The 17718-nt window shown below is 36.8% G+C and carries 10 protein-coding genes; all 10 read left to right on the top strand.

Annotated features, from left to right (window positions below):
* Position 1 precedes the first annotated feature (1 nt).
* The 10 genes from WJN01_RS02685 to WJN01_RS02640 all read left to right on the top strand — a co-directional run bounded on the left by WJN01_RS02685 (position 2) and on the right by WJN01_RS02640 (position 17709).
* A complete protein-coding gene (locus WJN01_RS02685; protein ID WP_445195615.1) occupies positions 2 to 1075 on the top strand; it encodes a cytochrome c oxidase subunit II in 1074 nt (357 codons plus the stop codon).
* A gap of 27 nt (positions 1076 to 1102) precedes the next feature.
* Entirely contained in the window at positions 1103 to 2896 is a 1794-nt protein-coding gene (locus tag WJN01_RS02680; RefSeq protein ID WP_445195614.1) for a cytochrome c oxidase subunit I, read from the top strand.
* Between the two features lie 232 nt (positions 2897 to 3128).
* Positions 3129 to 7814, top strand: a complete 4686-nt coding sequence (locus WJN01_RS02675; RefSeq protein WP_445195613.1) for an Ig-like domain-containing protein — start codon at positions 3129 to 3131, stop codon at positions 7812 to 7814.
* A gap of 28 nt (positions 7815 to 7842) precedes the next feature.
* Positions 7843 to 8805 carry a PorP/SprF family type IX secretion system membrane protein gene (locus WJN01_RS02670; protein WP_445195612.1) on the top strand — a complete coding sequence of 321 codons (963 nt, stop codon included), beginning with the start codon at positions 7843 to 7845 and terminating at the stop codon, positions 8803 to 8805.
* Between the two features lie 19 nt (positions 8806 to 8824).
* Positions 8825 to 10711, top strand: coding sequence for an OmpA family protein (locus WJN01_RS02665; RefSeq protein WP_445195611.1), 1887 nt, complete (start codon positions 8825 to 8827; stop codon positions 10709 to 10711).
* 80 nt (positions 10712 to 10791) lie between these two features.
* Positions 10792 to 11814: a Holliday junction branch migration DNA helicase RuvB gene (gene ruvB, locus WJN01_RS02660; RefSeq protein ID WP_445195610.1), complete on the top strand. Its 1023-nt coding sequence runs from the start codon at positions 10792 to 10794 to the stop codon at positions 11812 to 11814.
* 61 nt (positions 11815 to 11875) lie between these two features.
* The gene (locus WJN01_RS02655) at positions 11876 to 12187 is read left to right on the top strand and encodes a GIY-YIG nuclease family protein (RefSeq protein WP_445195609.1); all 312 of its coding nucleotides are present in this window, start codon (positions 11876 to 11878) and stop codon (positions 12185 to 12187) included.
* Positions 12188 to 12223: 36 nt separating this feature from the next.
* Entirely contained in the window at positions 12224 to 13144 is a 921-nt protein-coding gene (gene queG / locus WJN01_RS02650; RefSeq protein ID WP_445195608.1) for a tRNA epoxyqueuosine(34) reductase QueG, read from the top strand.
* Between the two features lie 104 nt (positions 13145 to 13248).
* Positions 13249 to 15996 (top strand): hybrid sensor histidine kinase/response regulator transcription factor, encoded by a 2748-nt coding sequence (locus WJN01_RS02645; protein ID WP_445195607.1) that lies wholly within the window; start codon positions 13249 to 13251, stop codon positions 15994 to 15996.
* Positions 15997 to 16389: 393 nt separating this feature from the next.
* A complete protein-coding gene (locus WJN01_RS02640; protein ID WP_445195606.1) occupies positions 16390 to 17709 on the top strand; it encodes a sugar porter family MFS transporter in 1320 nt (439 codons plus the stop codon).
* The last annotated feature ends 9 nt before the right edge of the window (positions 17710 to 17718 follow it).

Below are 17718 nucleotides of genomic sequence, written 5' to 3'. Positions count from 1 at the left end.
AATGACTGCTTTATTAACGATTATAGTTTTAGTATTTATTTTAGTTGCCATTTGGCAAATGGTAAAGATTTTCGATTTGGCTCAGGCCAGAAACGATCAAAGTACCTCAGGTGTTGCCACTGACAAAGACAACACAATAAACGGATATTTAATGATGGGCTTTTTGGCTTTCATTTATATCATCACCATTGTATGTTTTGCTAAGTGGGGAGATTTACCATTGTTATCCAATTCGGCTTCAGAGCACGGACCAACTATAGATAACCTAATGATTGTTTCTATGGTTATTATCTTCTTCGTGCAAACAGTAACGCAGTTTTTATTGCATTATTTTGCTTTTAAGTATAAAGGTGAAAAAGGTAAGAAAGCTTTGTTTTTTGCGGATAACAACAAATTGGAAGCTATTTGGACGATTATTCCCGTGATAGTTTTGGCAGGGTTGATTATTTATGGATTAAGCACTTGGATTAATATAATGGGTGTTGATGAAAGTGATGACCCATTGGTGGTTGAGTTATATGCACAACAGTTTAACTGGAAAGCTAGGTATGGTGGTGCGGACAATACTTTGGGTAAGGCTAATGTTCGTTTAATTGATATTGACCGCGCAAATATTTTAGGATTGGATGAAGCTGACCCTAATGCACAGGATGATGTTATTGCGACTGAATTACATTTACCTGTAGGTAGGCCTGTTTTGTTTAAAATGCGTTCACAAGATGTGCTTCACTCGGCTTACATGCCGCATTTTAGAGCACAGATGAACTGTGTGCCAGGTATGATTACCCAATTTGGTTTTACACCAACGGTAACCACTGCCGAAATGCGTCAAACTTCAGAAATTATTGAGAAAGTACAGCATATTAATGAAATTAGAGTTGAAAACAGCAAACCGTTGGTAGCTAAAGGTGAAGAACCGTTGGAACGATACGAGTTTGATTACTTATTGCTTTGCAATAAAATCTGTGGTAAATCACACTATAACATGCAAATGAAAATTGTTGTAGAAACACAGGAAGAATATGATGCTTGGATGAAAGAGCAAAAAGAATTCAAAAACTCTCTGGTTAATTAATTAAATAGATAAAAACGAAACAAGATTATGTCAGCACACGCAGATAACCACGCTCACGACGACGACCACGGACATCATCATAAAGAGACCTTTGTTACTAAATACATATTTAGTCAAGACCATAAGATGATTGCCAAGCAGTACCTTATAACAGGTACAATTATGGGAGTTATAGGTGTATTAATGTCTATGATGTTCCGTATGCAAATTGCATGGCCTGAAGAGCCTAATGTGTTGTTTGAGGCGCTATTGGGTAAATGGGCACCAGAAGGAGTTATGGACGCCGATATCTATTTGGCATTGGTAACCATTCATGGTACAATAATGGTATTCTTTGTATTAACGGCAGGTTTGAGTGGTACGTTTAGTAATTTATTAATTCCGCTTCAAATAGGTGCCCGAGATATGGCTTCTGGATTTTTAAATATGGTATCATACTGGTTATTCTTCTTGTCAAGTGTAATCATGGTATTATCTTTATTCGTTGAAGCAGGACCTGCAGCGGCCGGTTGGACAATCTATCCACCATTAAGTGCATTACCAATGGCACAGGGTGGTTCAGGTATGGGTATGACACTTTGGTTGGTATCTATGGCCATTTTTATTGCATCATCGCTTTTAGGTTCGCTTAATTATATTGTAACTGTAATTAATTTGCGGACAAAAGGAATGTCTATGACAAGACTGCCACTTACTATTTGGGCATTTTTTATCACTGCAATTATTGGTGTAGTTTCGTTCCCGGTATTATTATCTGCTGCATTGTTACTGATAATGGATAGAAGTTTTGGTACATCATTCTTCTTATCAGATATTTTCATTCAGGGTGAAGTATTGCATTACCAAGGAGGTTCTCCTGTATTATTTGAGCATCTGTTTTGGTTCTTAGGACACCCTGAGGTATATATTGTAATATTGCCAGCTATGGGATTGGTGTCTGAGATTATGGCATCAAATTCGCGTAAACCAATCTTTGGTTATCGTGCGATGATAGCTTCTATATTGGCAATTGCATTCCTGTCAACAATCGTTTGGGGACACCATATGTTTGTTTCCGGTATGAATCCGTTTTTGGGGTCTGTATTCACTTTTACAACTTTATTGATTGCAATTCCTTCGGCGGTTAAGGCCTTTAACTGGATAACCACGCTGTGGAAAGGGAATTTACAAATGAATCCAGCAATGCTATTCTCTATTGGTTTTGTATCAACCTTTATTACTGGAGGATTGACTGGAATTATATTAGGAGATAGTGCTCTAGATATAAATGTACATGATACTTATTTTGTAGTGGCTCACTTCCACTTAGTAATGGGTATTTCTGCATTGTATGGTATGTTTGCAGGCATTTACCATTGGTATCCTAAAATGTTTGGACGTATGTTGAACAAAAATCTTGGTTATATCCACTTTTGGATAACCGCGGTTTGTGCTTATGGGGTTTTCTTCCCGATGCACTTTATAGGAATGGCAGGTTTACCAAGAAGATACTATACAAACAGTAATTTCCCCTTGTTTGACGATTTGGCAAATGTTAATGTTGTAATAACCATATTTGCGCTTGTTGGTGGTGTGGTTCAAATAGTATACTTATATAATTTCTTTACGAGTATTTTCTATGGAAAGAAAGCTATTCAAAATCCTTGGAAATCAACTACCTTGGAATGGACTGCTCCTGTAGAGCACATGCACGGTAACTGGCCAGGAGAGATTCCTCATGTTCATAGATGGGCTTATGATTACAGCAAACCTGGACATGAAGATGATTTCGTTCCACAAAATATTCCTCTTAAAGATGGTGAAGAAGAACTTCAGCATTAGTTAACAGAATAACTCTTACAAATACAAAACCCGCCTTTTTAGGTGGGTTTTGTCGTTTAAAGACATTTTTTTTCGATGAAATGTAAAATTTGTTGAATAAATTCGATGAAATACAAAAAAATCAGTTAAATTGCACTAATAAATGTTTTGTATATGTATTTCTCAAAATACTGATTAAACGGAGTACAGCATAACATTTATGCTAATTAATCAACATTTTAATTTTTCAATTATGAAAACAAACCTACTGTTTAGAAAAGCATTTAGCAATGCCTTGTTTTCTTTGTTGTTATTTGGGTTGTCTGCAAAACTCTCAGCACAGTGCCCCACTATAACTAATTCTAACCCACCACCAATTTGCGACGCTTCGGGTTATACTTTTGCCAATTTAAGTGCAGATTATGCAGTTGATGGCGGAAATGGTATAGTTTGGTATGATGCCGATTCAGGAGGCAATCTTTACAATAATAACCAACTTGTTGAAGAAGGGGTTTACTATGTAGATGATAACTCAGGAATCTGTGGTACACCTAGAGCATCAATAGTTGTCGATTTTCAAGTGAATGCAACGGGACAAAATTTAGACCGTATTTATTGTAGCAATGAAAATGCCACAATCCAGACTTATATAGATGATGTGTTACAAGCGAGTATACCAGCCGGTGGCTCGGTAGAAATTTATACCGACTATGGATTAACTAACCAAGCAAGTACTTCTGATTTATTACCTTCGGGTGCTTCTAACTACTTTATTGTTTTTGTGGATAATGGTGGATGTAAAAGCCAGTTGGAAATTGGCCAGGTTGGAGTTTTTAATGCTCCGGCCGACCCAACACCTTCCAACCCACAAGACTTTTGTTCTGATACTAATCCAACCATTGGAAGTTTAAATCCAGGTACTACAGCTACCAACTACAATTGGTATGATAGCTTAGACGCCTTTGGAAATCCGATTCAACCAGCGTTGTCATTGAGCGAACCTTTAGTCGATGGAAATACATATTATATTCAAGTTGATGATGTGTTTTGTGTGAGTAATCCAGTTACAGTAACTGTAAATGTTGATGACCCAGTTGATGCCGGTGGTTCAGCCGCTTTGGAATATTGTAATGATAGCTTGCCTATTTCAGATTTTAACTTGTTTGATGAATTGGGTGGAACACCAGATACAACAGGAACTTGGTCTGGGCCATTAACTACCTCAAACGGAAATCAAGGAACGGTTAATATTTCGTCATTAACAACAGCAGGTACTTATACATTTTCTTATACGGTATTGAGTAATAGTGCTTGTCCTAATGCTACTTCAAATGTTGTAATTACGGTTTATGAAACCTATAGTTCTGGAACGCCTTCAGCAGCAAACCCAGCCTCATTTTGTGAAGCTAGTCTGCCTACTTCCTTTGATTTGTTTTCATTAATTGAAAACTATGATGCAGCAGGACAATGGACGCAGGGGACAAACAGTACAGACCCTGTTGTTTCGTCAACTATAGATTTAACCGGCTTTACACCTGCCACTTATAATTTCACCTATACGCAAAATCTTTTGCCGAACCCTTGTCCAGAGGAATCCACAACTGTTCAGGTTATTGTTTTAGCCGATCCAAATGCAGGGGTTGCTATAAATCAAGTGTTTTGTGAGAATGATTTGGCGGCAAACTCGCCTTTCGATTTATTTAATGCTCTAGATGGTTCTCAAGACCATAACAGTGGTACTTGGACGGATTCTAGCAACGCAGTAATTTCAAATTCATTGGATATTACTACCTTAAGCGTATCAGGAAGTCCTTATTCGTACAGCTATACTATTGATAATGGAACTTGTTTTGATACCGAAACCATTACAATTACTATTGAGCCAGCTCCAGAATCTGGAACGGCAAATGCACCGGTAGAATTTTGTGAGGGTGCGGCACCTTCAAGTTATGATTTATTTGATTTATTGACAGGTGAAGACCAAGCAGGGACTTGGATTGACGATGATTCCACTGGAGTGCTTTCGGGGAATATAGCTGATTTGTCTAGCTTAGCACCCAATACTTATAATTTTACCTATGATGTAACAGCTATAGGAAGTTGTGACGATGTTAATGTTACAGTAAATGTTATTATCAACCCGATTCCAAATACTGGAACGCCGACACCAGCTATTTTCTGTGAAAATGACTTGGCGACCAATTCCCCATTAGATTTATTTGGACAATTATCAGGAGAAGATGCCGGTGGAACTTGGTCGGATGATAATTCAACGGGGACCCTAACGGGAAGTGATGTTGATTTAACCATTCTAGGAATTGGTTCATATAATTTCACATACACCATAACTGATGCTAACGGTTGTACAAACAGCAGTATTGTTGTAATTTCCGTTGAAGATGCTCCAGAATCTGGAACAGCAAATGCTCCAGTAGAATTTTGTGAGGGAGCAGCTCCATCAAATTATGATTTATTTGATTTATTGACAGGTGAAGACCAGTCCGGGACTTGGATTGACGATGATGCCACTGGAGTGCTTACGGGCAATATAGTTGATTTGTCTAGCTTAGTACCTAATACTTATAATTTCACTTATGATGTAACGGCAATAGGAAGTTGTGATGATGTTAATGTTACAGTAAGTGTGACTATCAATCCGCTTCCAAATACAGGAACACCAACTAATGCCACATTTTGTGAAAATGACTTGGTTGCCAATTCACCTTTAGATTTATTCACACAATTGTTAGGTGAAGATGCAGGTGGAACTTGGTCTGATGACAGTTCATCAAATGCATTGACTGGAAGTAATGTCGATTTAACGTTGTTATCCATTGGTTCATATAATTTTACATACACCATAACTGATGCGAACGGTTGTACAAACAGCAGCACGGTAACCATTATTGTAGTGGATGCACCAGAATCTGGAACGCCAAATGCACCAGTTGAGTTCTGTTTAGCAGAAATCACAACAGGTCAAACGTATAATTTGTTTGATTTATTAACGGGCGAAGACCAAACAGGAACTTGGAATGATGATGACAACTCATTGGCATTATCTGGAAATACGGTAACGCTTGATGGTTTGGCCCAAGGCACATATAATTTCACTTATGATGTTGATGCCATAGGAAGTTGTGATGATGTAAATGTAACAGTAAGTATAGTAATAAATGACACTTCAAGGCCAACTGCTGCTTCACCACAAGAGTTTTGTGATACCGGAACTGTCGCCGATTTAGTTGCTACTGGAACCGCAATTCAATGGTATGACGCAGCAACAGGAGGAACTCCATTGGCATCTACAACAGCATTGATTGATGGACAAACCTATTACGCCACACAAACTGATGCCACAACAGGTTGCGAATCTTCGGTCAGAACACCTGTTTCGGCAACCATTTATACATCACCAAATGCTGGAGGTCCAAATAGCACAGCAATAATAGCTTGCAATAATGACAATAATATTGATTTGTTCACTGCTTTAGATGGAACACAAGATTCAGGAGGAACATGGAACAATGATGACGGCGTAGGTTCTTTGTCAGGAAACACATTTGATGCTACAGGAGTTTCAGCCGGAACATACAGCTTTACTTATACGGTAATAGCCTCTTCACCATGTGTTGATGATAGTGAAACCATCACCATCACAATTGAAGAGCCCTTAAATCCGGGTACAAATGGTGTGCCATTGGATTTATGCAGTAATAATGGAACAGTTGATTTATTCACTCAATTAGGAGGAACACCAGATACTGGAGGAACTTGGTCTCCAGCTTTAACAAGTGGAACAGGAGTTTTCGACCCATTAGTTGATGTACCAGGCACTTACACCTATTCGCTAATAAATGCTTGCGGAACGGTATCAAGTAGTATTGATGTTTCTGTAACTATAGCGCCAAATGCCGGTGCCGATGCTGCTGCTGCTTTATGTGCTATTGATGCACCAATAGATTTATTTACATTATTGGGTAATGCAGCCCAAAGTGGAGGAACTTGGTCACCAGCCTTAACAAGTGGAACCGGAGTTTTTGACCCATCAATTGATGCGCCAGGAATCTATACTTATACGGTAGCTGCCGTTTCGCCATGCTCACCGGATGCAACAGCAGATATTTCGGTTACGGTTGATGATACACCAATGCCAACAGTTGCAAATGGAAATCCAGAATTTTGTTTAGTTGACGGTCCTGTAGTTTCAGACTTAGATTCTACCATTAGTTCTACAGGAACGATAAACTGGTATGAAGATGCAGTTTTGACATTACCACTAAATGGTACCGAAGCTTTAGTTGACGGTGAAGATTATTACGCAACCCAAACGAATACTTCGGGATGTGAGTCTTCAACCAGTGTTCAAATTAATGTAACCATTAATGATGCACCAACGCCATCATTGGCCGATGCTTCAATGGAATACTGTATTAATGATGACCCTACCATTGCCAGCTTATCGTCAAATTTAAATTACGATTCATCTCAATATAGTGTTGCATGGTACGATGCCGCTACAGGCGGGTCAACTTATTCAAGTGATTCTAGTTTAACAAATTCAACCTACTACGCCGCATTGATAGATGTTACAACAGGTTGCGAAAGTAGTGTGCGCTTAGCAGTAACGCCAGATTTAACTGCCTGTGGCAAACTTCAATTACCTGATGGTTTCTCACCAAACAACGATGGTGTTAACGATACGTATGATGTAGACAATCTAGCATTCTTATATCCAAATTTCGAAATAGAGATTTATAACCGAAATGGTAACATGGTGTATAAAGGAAATGCCGGTACACCAAGATTTGATGGAACGGCAAACCAATCAAGGGTTATTTCAAAAGGTGATTTGCCAGTTGGGGTGTATTTCTACATTTTCAAATTTAACGATGGACAAAACAAGCCAGAACAAGGACGCTTATACTTAAGCAGATGATTTTTAGATAAAGCAAAATTTAGAAACGATGAAAAATTTAAATATATATCATAAAATAGCTGCTTTGTTAAGTTTGACGTTCTTGTCATTGCAAAGCTTTGCACAGCAAGACCCTCAGTTTACACAGTACATGTATAATATGAGCATAATAAACCCAGCTTATGCTACAGCAGAAGATGGTATTTTGAACTTAGGAGGCCTATACAGAACACAATGGGTGGGTGTAGAAGGGGCTCCGAAAACAGGAACCTTTTTCGCCCATACACCAATCAATGAAAAAATTGAAATGGGGATTTCGTTTACAAACGATAATATTGGCGATGTAGTTAATGAAAATAACATATATGCAGATTTTGCTTATGTGTTGCCAGTTGGCATTGAAAGTAAGATATCATTTGGTTTAAAAGCAGGTGTAACCCTTTTTGATACCAATTTTGATGGCTTTATGCTTCAATCCGGAAATGCAAATAATGGACTCGATTTTGCTTTCAATGAAAACATCAGCCGAACGTTTCCAAATCTAGGTATAGGCGCCTTCTTCTTTTCAGAAAACTACTATTTGGGTTTATCTGCACCAAATATGCTTTCAACAAAGCATCTTGAGAACCAAAATGGCATAAAAGCCACAGGCGTTGAAAACGTGCATTATTTCTTTACGGGTGGTTATGTTTTCGATTTGAACAAAAACCTAAAACTAAAACCTGCCTTTATGGGTAAAGCCGTTAAAGGCGCGCCGCTGGCGTTAGATTTTACAGCAAGCGTTTTGGTTAATGAGCGGTTAGAAGCTGGCCTTGCCTATCGTTTGGATGATGCCGTTAGTGCCTTGGTGAATTTTAGAATAACCCATGAATTAAGAATTGGATATGCTTATGATTATACAACAAGTAACTTAACCGATTACAGTTCTGGGTCGCACGAAATATTCATTTTGTTTGATGTTGATTTATTCGGATTTAAAGGAGGGTATGATCGTTCACCAAGATTCTTCTAAAATTTAATAATAGGAAAAGATGAAAAAACATATATACATATTAAGCAGCCTTTTATTAGTTAGTGGAATGGCATTGGCACAAAAAGGCAATTTAAAACGCGCAAACAAGCATTTTGAAATGAGGGCTTATCAAGACGCGGCAGAACTTTATGAAACCAAAGAGCGTAATCAAGAAGTGCTTCAAAATTTGGCAGACAGTTACTATTACAACAGCAGTCTTCAAAAGGCCATTAAAACATACAGAGAACTTTTTGTAGAGTATGGCGATTCTATTGATATTGATTATCACTTTAGGTTTGCACAGGCTTTAAAAGGCGTAATGGAGTATAGGGAAGCCGATAAACATTTAAGGCTATATTACAACAAGCCAGTCAATACATTGGCGTTTATCGAGGAAACTGATAAAACAACGCCACATTCATTTAAGTTGGAACAGATAGTAAATCAAAATTCAAGTAGCGATTTCGGACTCTCTTTTTATGGCGATGATCGGGTAGCTTTTGCTTCAGCAAGAAATTCTGAAAACCCCGCCTATTCATGGAATAATCTACCGTATTTGGATTTGTACAATGCGAAGCTGTTAAATAATAATACTTTGGAAGATATTCAGCCATTTTCCGATGCAATAAACACAAATTCTCACGAAAGTAGTGCGGTGTTTACAAAGGATGGTAAAACCATGTATTTTAATAGAACCAACACGACACGCACAAAAACTGACGAGGAACGCATTGCTCATATCAAAATTTATAAAGCAGAATTGGTCGATAGCGTTTGGACGAACGTAACGGCATTGCCATTTACTTCAGACAGCTATAGTACAGAACATCCTGCATTGAGCAAAGACGGAAAAACACTATATTTTGCTAGCGATATGCCCGGAACTTTTGGAAGTTTTGATATTTACAGAGTAGCCATAAATGAAGATGGAACTTACGGCGAACCCGAAAATTTAGGGGAAACCATAAACACAAAACACCGTGAGCAATTTCCTTTTATAAGTGAGTTTAACACTTTGTATTTTTCATCAATTGGTCATGAAGGTTTTGGCGGATTGGATGTGTTTAGAAGCAACATGGTAAATGGCGGTTTTGATAAACCTGTTAATTTAGGAAGCTCAATAAATAGCAATTTGGATGACTTCGCCTATGTGGTTAGAGAGAAGGACAACATGGGTTTTGTGTCTTCAAACCGAACAGGTTATGACAGGATTTTTGGTTTCGCTAGAGAAATAAATCCTTTAACCATTTATCAAGTTGAAGGTATAGTAAAAGACCTAAATAGCGAAGAATTGTTGGCAGGTTCTTTGGTAACATTGTTTGATGAATCTGATACTGTAATTCAGGATACCATTGTTGGTGATGACGCCTATTACATCTTCAAAATTGAACCCAACAAAAAATATAAAGTTCGCGGAACACGAAAAGCATACATCCCCCAGGATGTTGAGTTTTCAACAGACAGCAAAGGAAAAGTACAGCACAATATTTACTTAAACCTTGAGTCTTTTGCCGATGCAGAAGAGCGCGTTAAGGAAAAAGAAAGTGGTGAAGTTCAAGTTGAATTGGACAAAATTTATTTTGATTTTGACAAATCCGATATCCGCGAGGACGCCGCTATTACTTTAAATGTTCTTGTAGATTTAATGAAGAAATACCCAAGTATGGAAGTGGAAGTTTCTGCACATACCGATGCACGTGGTCCAGACCAGTATAATCTGGATTTATCTAAACGTCGCGCCGCCTCTACTTTGGAGTATTTGGTGAGCCAAGGCATTGAAAGAAACCGATTAAAAAGCATTGGCTACGGCGAGATGCAACCACTTAATAAATGCGTAAAAGAAGGTATTTGTGATGATGAAGAATATGATGTTAACCGTCGTTGCGAATTCACAATTTTGAATTAACCAAAACCCTAGAATACCAACCAATTTATTTAAAAGGCCTTTCCATAATAGGAAAGGCTTTTTGTTTATATTTGCTTGGTATGAACGAAAATCTAGATCCAACAAAAAATAATTTTTCTCCTGAAGAAATTGATGTAGAAAAAAAATTAAGGCCACTTTCATTTGATGATTTTACGGGTCAGGATCAAGTATTGGAAAATCTTCAAATTTTTGTTCAAGCAGCGAATCTGAGAACGGAAGCTTTAGATCACACTTTATTTCATGGCCCTCCCGGACTGGGAAAAACCACATTGGCCCATATTTTGGCTAATGAATTGAATGTAGGCATTAAAGTAACTTCGGGCCCGGTATTGGATAAACCTGGTGATTTAGCAGGTTTGCTTACTAATTTAGAAGAACGCGATGTTCTTTTTATTGATGAAATTCACCGATTAAGTCCTATTGTAGAAGAGTATTTATACTCGGCCATGGAAGATTATAAAATTGATATTATGATTGAAACAGGGCCAAATGCCAGAACGGTTCAAATCAATTTAAATCCGTTTACCTTGGTTGGTGCTACAACACGTTCAGGACTGTTAACCTCGCCTATGCGTGCACGTTTTGGTATCCAAAGCAGACTTCAATATTACAATACAGAATTGCTAACCACTATTATTCAAAGAAGCGCTGGAATTTTAAGTGTTCCCATTTCTATGGAAGCCGCGGTAGAAATTGCTGGTAGAAGTAGAGGCACACCACGTATCGCAAATGCATTGTTAAGACGTGTTCGCGATTTTGCACAAATAAAAGGAAATGGAAAAATTGATATCAAAATCGCAAAATTTGCTCTTGAAGCCTTAAACGTCGATGCTCACGGTTTGGATGAAATGGACAATAAAATCCTATCCACAATTATCGAAAAGTTTAAAGGCGGTCCAGTGGGGATTACAACCATAGCAACAGCTGTAAGTGAAAGTCCAGAGACCATTGAAGAGGTTTACGAACCCTTCTTGATCCAACAAGGATTCATCATGCGAACTCCACGAGGACGTGAAGTTACCGAACAAGCTTACAAACATTTGGGCAAAATAAAAGGCCCGACACAAGGTGGCTTGTTTTAATGTTAGTCGGGCTATAATGTCAGGCTGAGCGCAGTCGAAGCCCAAAAATGTTGTTAACAAAATGTATTCCTATTTTGTATATATTTTAAAATGTTCCGATAATTCCTTTTACACAGGAATTACTAACGATTTAGAAAAAAGGTTTACAGAACATCAATCAGGTATAAAAAAGGATAACTATACTTTTAAAAGAAGACCTCTTACATTAGAATTCTGCCAAGAATTTAATGATGTTTTGCAAGCCATTTACTTTGAAAAGAAGATTAAGGGTTGGACAAGAGTAAAGAAGGAGGCTTTAATCAAAGGAGATTTCAATATGCTTCAAATACTTTCTGAATGTAGAAATGCAACCCATTGTAAATACAAAAATTAAGTTAATTATGCGCTTCGACTGCGCTCAGCATGACAGATGAACTCAAATCAAAAGCATACCCAACTCATTAAAACCGAAGCTAAACGCCTCGGTTTTTTGTCTTGTGGTATTAGTAAAGCGCAATTTTTAGAGGAAGAAGCTCCCAGATTGGAGAAATGGTTGAACAACAACATGCATGGTGAAATGCGTTACATGGAAAATCATTTTGACAAACGCTTAGACCCCACAAAACTGATTGAAGGTTCAAAAAGTGTAGTGTCGTTGCTATTAAATTATTTCCCCAGTCAGGAACAAAAAGCCGATAGCTATAAGTTGTCCAAGTACGCTTATGGTACCGATTATCATTTTGTGATAAAGGAAAAACTAAAATCACTTTTAAGTTTCATCCAAGATGAAATTGGTGAAGTAAATGGTCGTGCATTTGTTGATTCTGCACCTGTTTTGGATAAAGCTTGGGCAGCAAAGAGTGGCTTGGGCTGGATTGGCAAAAACAGTAATTTGTTAACCCAACAAGTGGGTTCGTTTTATTTTATTGCCGAACTTATTATTGATTTGGAGTTGGATTATGATGCACCAATAACAGACCATTGTGGTACTTGCACAGCGTGCATTGATGCATGCCCAACCGAGGCTATTGTTGAACCTTATGTGGTTGATGGCAGTAAATGTATTTCTTATTTTACTATTGAGCTAAAGGAAAATATTCCAACAGAATTTAAAGGTAAATTTGATGATTGGATGTTTGGCTGCGATGTGTGTCAAGATGTGTGCCCGTGGAACCGGTTTTCCCAACCACATCGCGAACCATTGTTTCATCCTCATCCAGAATTACTTTCCATGACAAAAAAAAATTGGGATGAAATAACGGAAGATACATTCAAAAAGGTCTTTAAAAATTCAGCCGTAAAGCGTACTAAATTTTCGGGCTTAAAGCGAAATATTCAGTTCTTGAAATAACAATTTTCGTTACACTTAAATTCGAATAGTTTAGAATAGGAATATATTTTTAACAGAAATGATTATCTTCCAATTAATTTCTAAACTAGACTATTAAATTTTTCATGGATATTAAAAATCTTCATGGTTGGTTTTGGCCAATGCTCTATTTGTTACTCGTCTTTAATTTTTCATGTAGTGATGAGGAAGGCAAAAAGTACACCATTGGTTTTGCCCAAACAGGATTTAATGACGAATGGCGAAAGGCCATGAACCAGTCCATGCAAATACAAACCAATTTTTACCCTAATGTAAAGCTCACTATTCTTGATGGTGAAGACAATGTTGAAAAGCAAATTCAGGATATTGAACAGCTAATTGAAAAGGGTGTTGATGTTTTAATAGTTTCTCCGGTTAAATCGCAACCCATTACTCCTATTGTTGAAAAGGCCTATAAATCTGGTATTCCTGTGCTGATTGTAGACAGGAAAATTGAAGGCCAATATTACACCGCATATTTGGGGGGCGATAATTACCAAGTTGGAAACAATGTGGGTAACTACCTCGCTTCTATCTCAAATGGACCTAAAAATATAATTGAAATTAAAGGGTTGCCAGGTTCTTCACCCGCACTTGAACGCAGTTTAGGGTTTAATAACATCGTAAAAAAAACAGATAACTTAAAGGTTATAAAAACAATTGAAAGTAATTGGGAAAGCTACTCTATAGAAGATAGCCTAAAAAATGCTTTAGAAAACATAAAAGACGTTGATTATATATTTGCCCATAATGATAGAATGGCTTTGGGTGCTTGGGAAATAGCCAAAGAAAAAGGGCTTCAGGACTCAATAGGGTTTATTGGGGTTGATGGTTTGCCGGGCCCAAACGGAGGTATTCAATTGGTTGAAGAACACGTGCTTTTGGCAACCATATTATATCCTACAGGTGGTGACGAGGCCATTAGGTTGGCAATGAAAATTTTGAATGCCGAAAAGGTGCCCAAAAATAATATTTTGGGTACTACGGTCATAGATTCAAGGAATGCTGAAATAATGAAAGATCAGTTCGATAAAATTATTCAGCATCAAATTGATATAGAAAACCAACAGATAAAAATAAAGCAACAACAAGAAACCTACTCTACCCAAACAACCATTTTAAAACTTTTATTGGGTTTGTTGATCACGAGCATTTTACTGGGAACATATAGTATTTATTCAACTTTCAACCTTAAAAAGAAGAAGCGTGAGTTAGAATTGCAAAACAGAAAGATAACCATTCAAAGAAATCAAATTCGAAAAATAGCAGAAGAGGTTAAAAAAAGTAACGAGGCAAAGGTTAATTTCTTTACGGGGCTATCACATGAATTTAAAACACCAATCACCCTTATTTTATCATCCATAGAGTCTTTGTCTGAAAACAAAGTTTTGCGAGATAGCAAATTATTAAGGGAAGTAGCTCTGATTTTTAATAATTCCAAGCGCCTTTTACGTTTGATTAATCAGTTATTGGACTTCAGAAAAATTGAGGACAGAAAGTTCATTTTAAAAGCTTCTGAGACCAATTTATTTGAGTTTTCAAATTTAATTTTTAAAGATTTTGAGCGAGAAGCCTTGAAGCGAAACATTAATTTTTCCATTAAATCCAACAATGAAGATTTAAAAGTATTTATAGACAGAAACCTTATGGATAAAGTATATTTCAACCTACTATCCAACGCTTTTAAATTTACGCCAAACAATGGTTCCATCAGTATTGAAATCGTTGATGAATTTGAAACTAATTTTGTAAAAATTCATTTTAAGGATTCTGGAATTGGTATTCCCAATAGTGAATTAAGCAACGTGTTTAAAGCATTCTATCAAGGTTCAAATAACAATAAAGCAAGTTCTGGCATTGGGCTTCATCTCTCTAAAGAGTTTGTTGAGCTGCATAAGGGAAACATTGAAGTACAGTCAAAACACGGTGCTGAGTTTATTATTAAGCTGTATAAAGGAAATGCCCATTTAAGCACTGAAGAGATTGTATATGAACCCGATATTATAGACGATTCTATCTTGAATTTTGATGAAGATTTTGAAGATGAAACTTTTAGTAAGGAAAAGATTGGCAATGAAGATGAGCGTTATTCCATTTTATTGATTGAAGACAATCCAGATTTGGTAAAGTATTTAAAGGGGAAGCTGGGTACGGAGTATCAGGTTTATTTTTCAGATGGGTCTGATGGTATTGAAAAGGCTATAGAGCTTGTACCCGACATAATTATTTGTGATGTAAATTTAGCTGATATTAGTGGTTTTGAAATTTGTAAAACCTTGAAGAACGACCTTAGAACCTCTCACATTCCAAATATTATCCTAACATCATTAAATAACAAAGAGTCTTACATTCAAGGATTGCAATCTGGTGCAGACCTTTATTTGACAAAACCTTTTAGCTATGCTATTTTGCTTCAATCTGTAAAATCATTGTTATATAACAGGGAGAAATTGCGCTATTATTATGTCAACAATGTTTATAAACTGGATACAGAGCATAACTTTGGGCTGTTTGAGCAAGATTTTATTGCAAACATCAATAAATACATTAATGAAAACTTAGATAATTCTAATTTTTCTGTAGAACAATTGGCGGACGAATTGAGTATTTCAAGGGTGCAACTATACCGAAAAATGAAAGCTATTTTAGGGGTTAACATAAGTGATTACATTCAAAATATCCGATTGGAAAAGGCCAAGGCACTTTTGGATGAATCAACATTAACGATTTCTGAAATTGCGTATGCAACAGGCTTTTCTTCACCTAACTATTTTTCTACAAGTTTTAAAAACAAGTACAATATGTCTCCGAAAGCCTATCGAGACAAGCATTAATATTCTTTATTCCTTCTATTCTTATCCCATGAAATATAAACAGGTTAAATCTCTTGATTCTTTAATTTATTTCATTCGGTTGGATGTTAAATTCTTGGGTTATTTTAAGTTTTAAGCTTTTAAAATTTTTAAATTTCTAATAGTACGAACTGTTTTTTGTCATAATCGCAATTATAGAGTTGCACTATGATGAATCAATTTTAAACTTTTATGTAACAATTTCTGTATAAATGGATTTAATGAAATCTATGCAATATTTTTAACTAACTGAAAATAAGCTATTTGTGTTGTAAAAATTAGTTTTGAACAAATTCATAACTTATTGAAACAAATCTAAAATTCAAGATTCGCCTTTCAATCTACCTTGCAATTGTCTAAACTAAATGCCACCACATGAATAAAAAGATATTAATCTGGTCTATTACCGCCGCACTAGCCGGCTTCTTATTTGGATTTGATACCGTTGTTATATCGGGAGCAGAAAAAAAACTACAACTTATATGGAACAGTTCTAATGTATTTCATGGTGTTGTTGTTATTGGAATGGCCTTATGGGGTACTGTTGTAGGTGCTTTTTTTGGAGGGATTCCTACTAACAAGTTAGGCCGTAAAAAAACATTGGTATGGATTGGCGTACTATATACAGTATCGGCAATTGGTTCTGCATTGGCAAACGACCCATGGACTTTTGCCTTTTTTAGGTTTATTGGAGGTTTAGGAGTAGGTGCTTCTACCATTGCGGCACCAGCTTATATATCTGAAATTGCACCTGCAAAAGATAGGGGCAAGTTGGTAGGCCTATACCAATTTAATATTGTTTTTGGTATTTTAATAGCATTCTTCTCTAACTACATGCTTAACGGTATAGGAGAAAATGCATGGCGTTGGATGGTAGGTATCGAAGCGTTTCCCGCTGCTATTTATACGCTTTTTGCTCTGAGTATTCCTAAAAGCCCAAGATGGCTACTTACTAAATTTAAAAACGATGAGGCCAAAGCGGTTTTAAAAATCATCAATCCAGATTTAGATCCAGAAAAATTAATGATTGAAATAAAGGATGAAATGGACAACACAGTGCCCAATGAAAATATTTTCCTTAAAAAATACAGATTCCCCTTAATACTTGCTTTTTTAATTGCATTTTTTAATCAATTGTCAGGTATTAATGCCCTTTTATATTATGCACCTAGAATTCTTGAAGAAGCTGGTTTGGGCGAAAGCTCAGCATTATTGAGTAGTATTGGTGTTGGGGTAACCAATATGCTTTTCACTTTATTAGGTATTGTTTTAATTGACAGATTGGGCAGAAAGCAGTTAATGTATATATGTTCATTTGGATACATCATATCACTGTCTTTAGTATCGGCAGCATTCTTTTTGAAGTGGGAAGGAAGTTCAGTGCCCATATTCCTATTTATGTTCATAGCAGCCCATGCCATTGGGCAAGGTACCGTAATCTGGGTGTTTATTTCAGAAATATTTCCCAACCATTTAAGAGGAGCCGGCCAGTCATTTGGTAGTTCTGTGCATTGGGTTTTGGCTGCAGTTGTCCCTTCTTTAGTGCCAGCACTTTTTTCAAGTATTGGTGCGGGAATGGTATTTCTGTTCTTTGCCTTAATGATGGTTCTGCAGCTTTTCTTCGTCATTTTTATGATGCCCGAAACAAAAGGAGTGTCGCTTGAAGATTTAAGTAAAAAACTAATAAAAAAATAACCAACACCA

Origin of the sequence: Tamlana sedimenti (assembly GCF_038148895.1) — a bacterium.
Taxonomy (GTDB): Bacteria; Bacteroidota; Bacteroidia; order Flavobacteriales; family Flavobacteriaceae; genus Tamlana.
The sequence above is the reverse complement of the archived record's forward strand: the minus strand, read 5'-3'. Positions and strand labels throughout refer to the sequence as shown.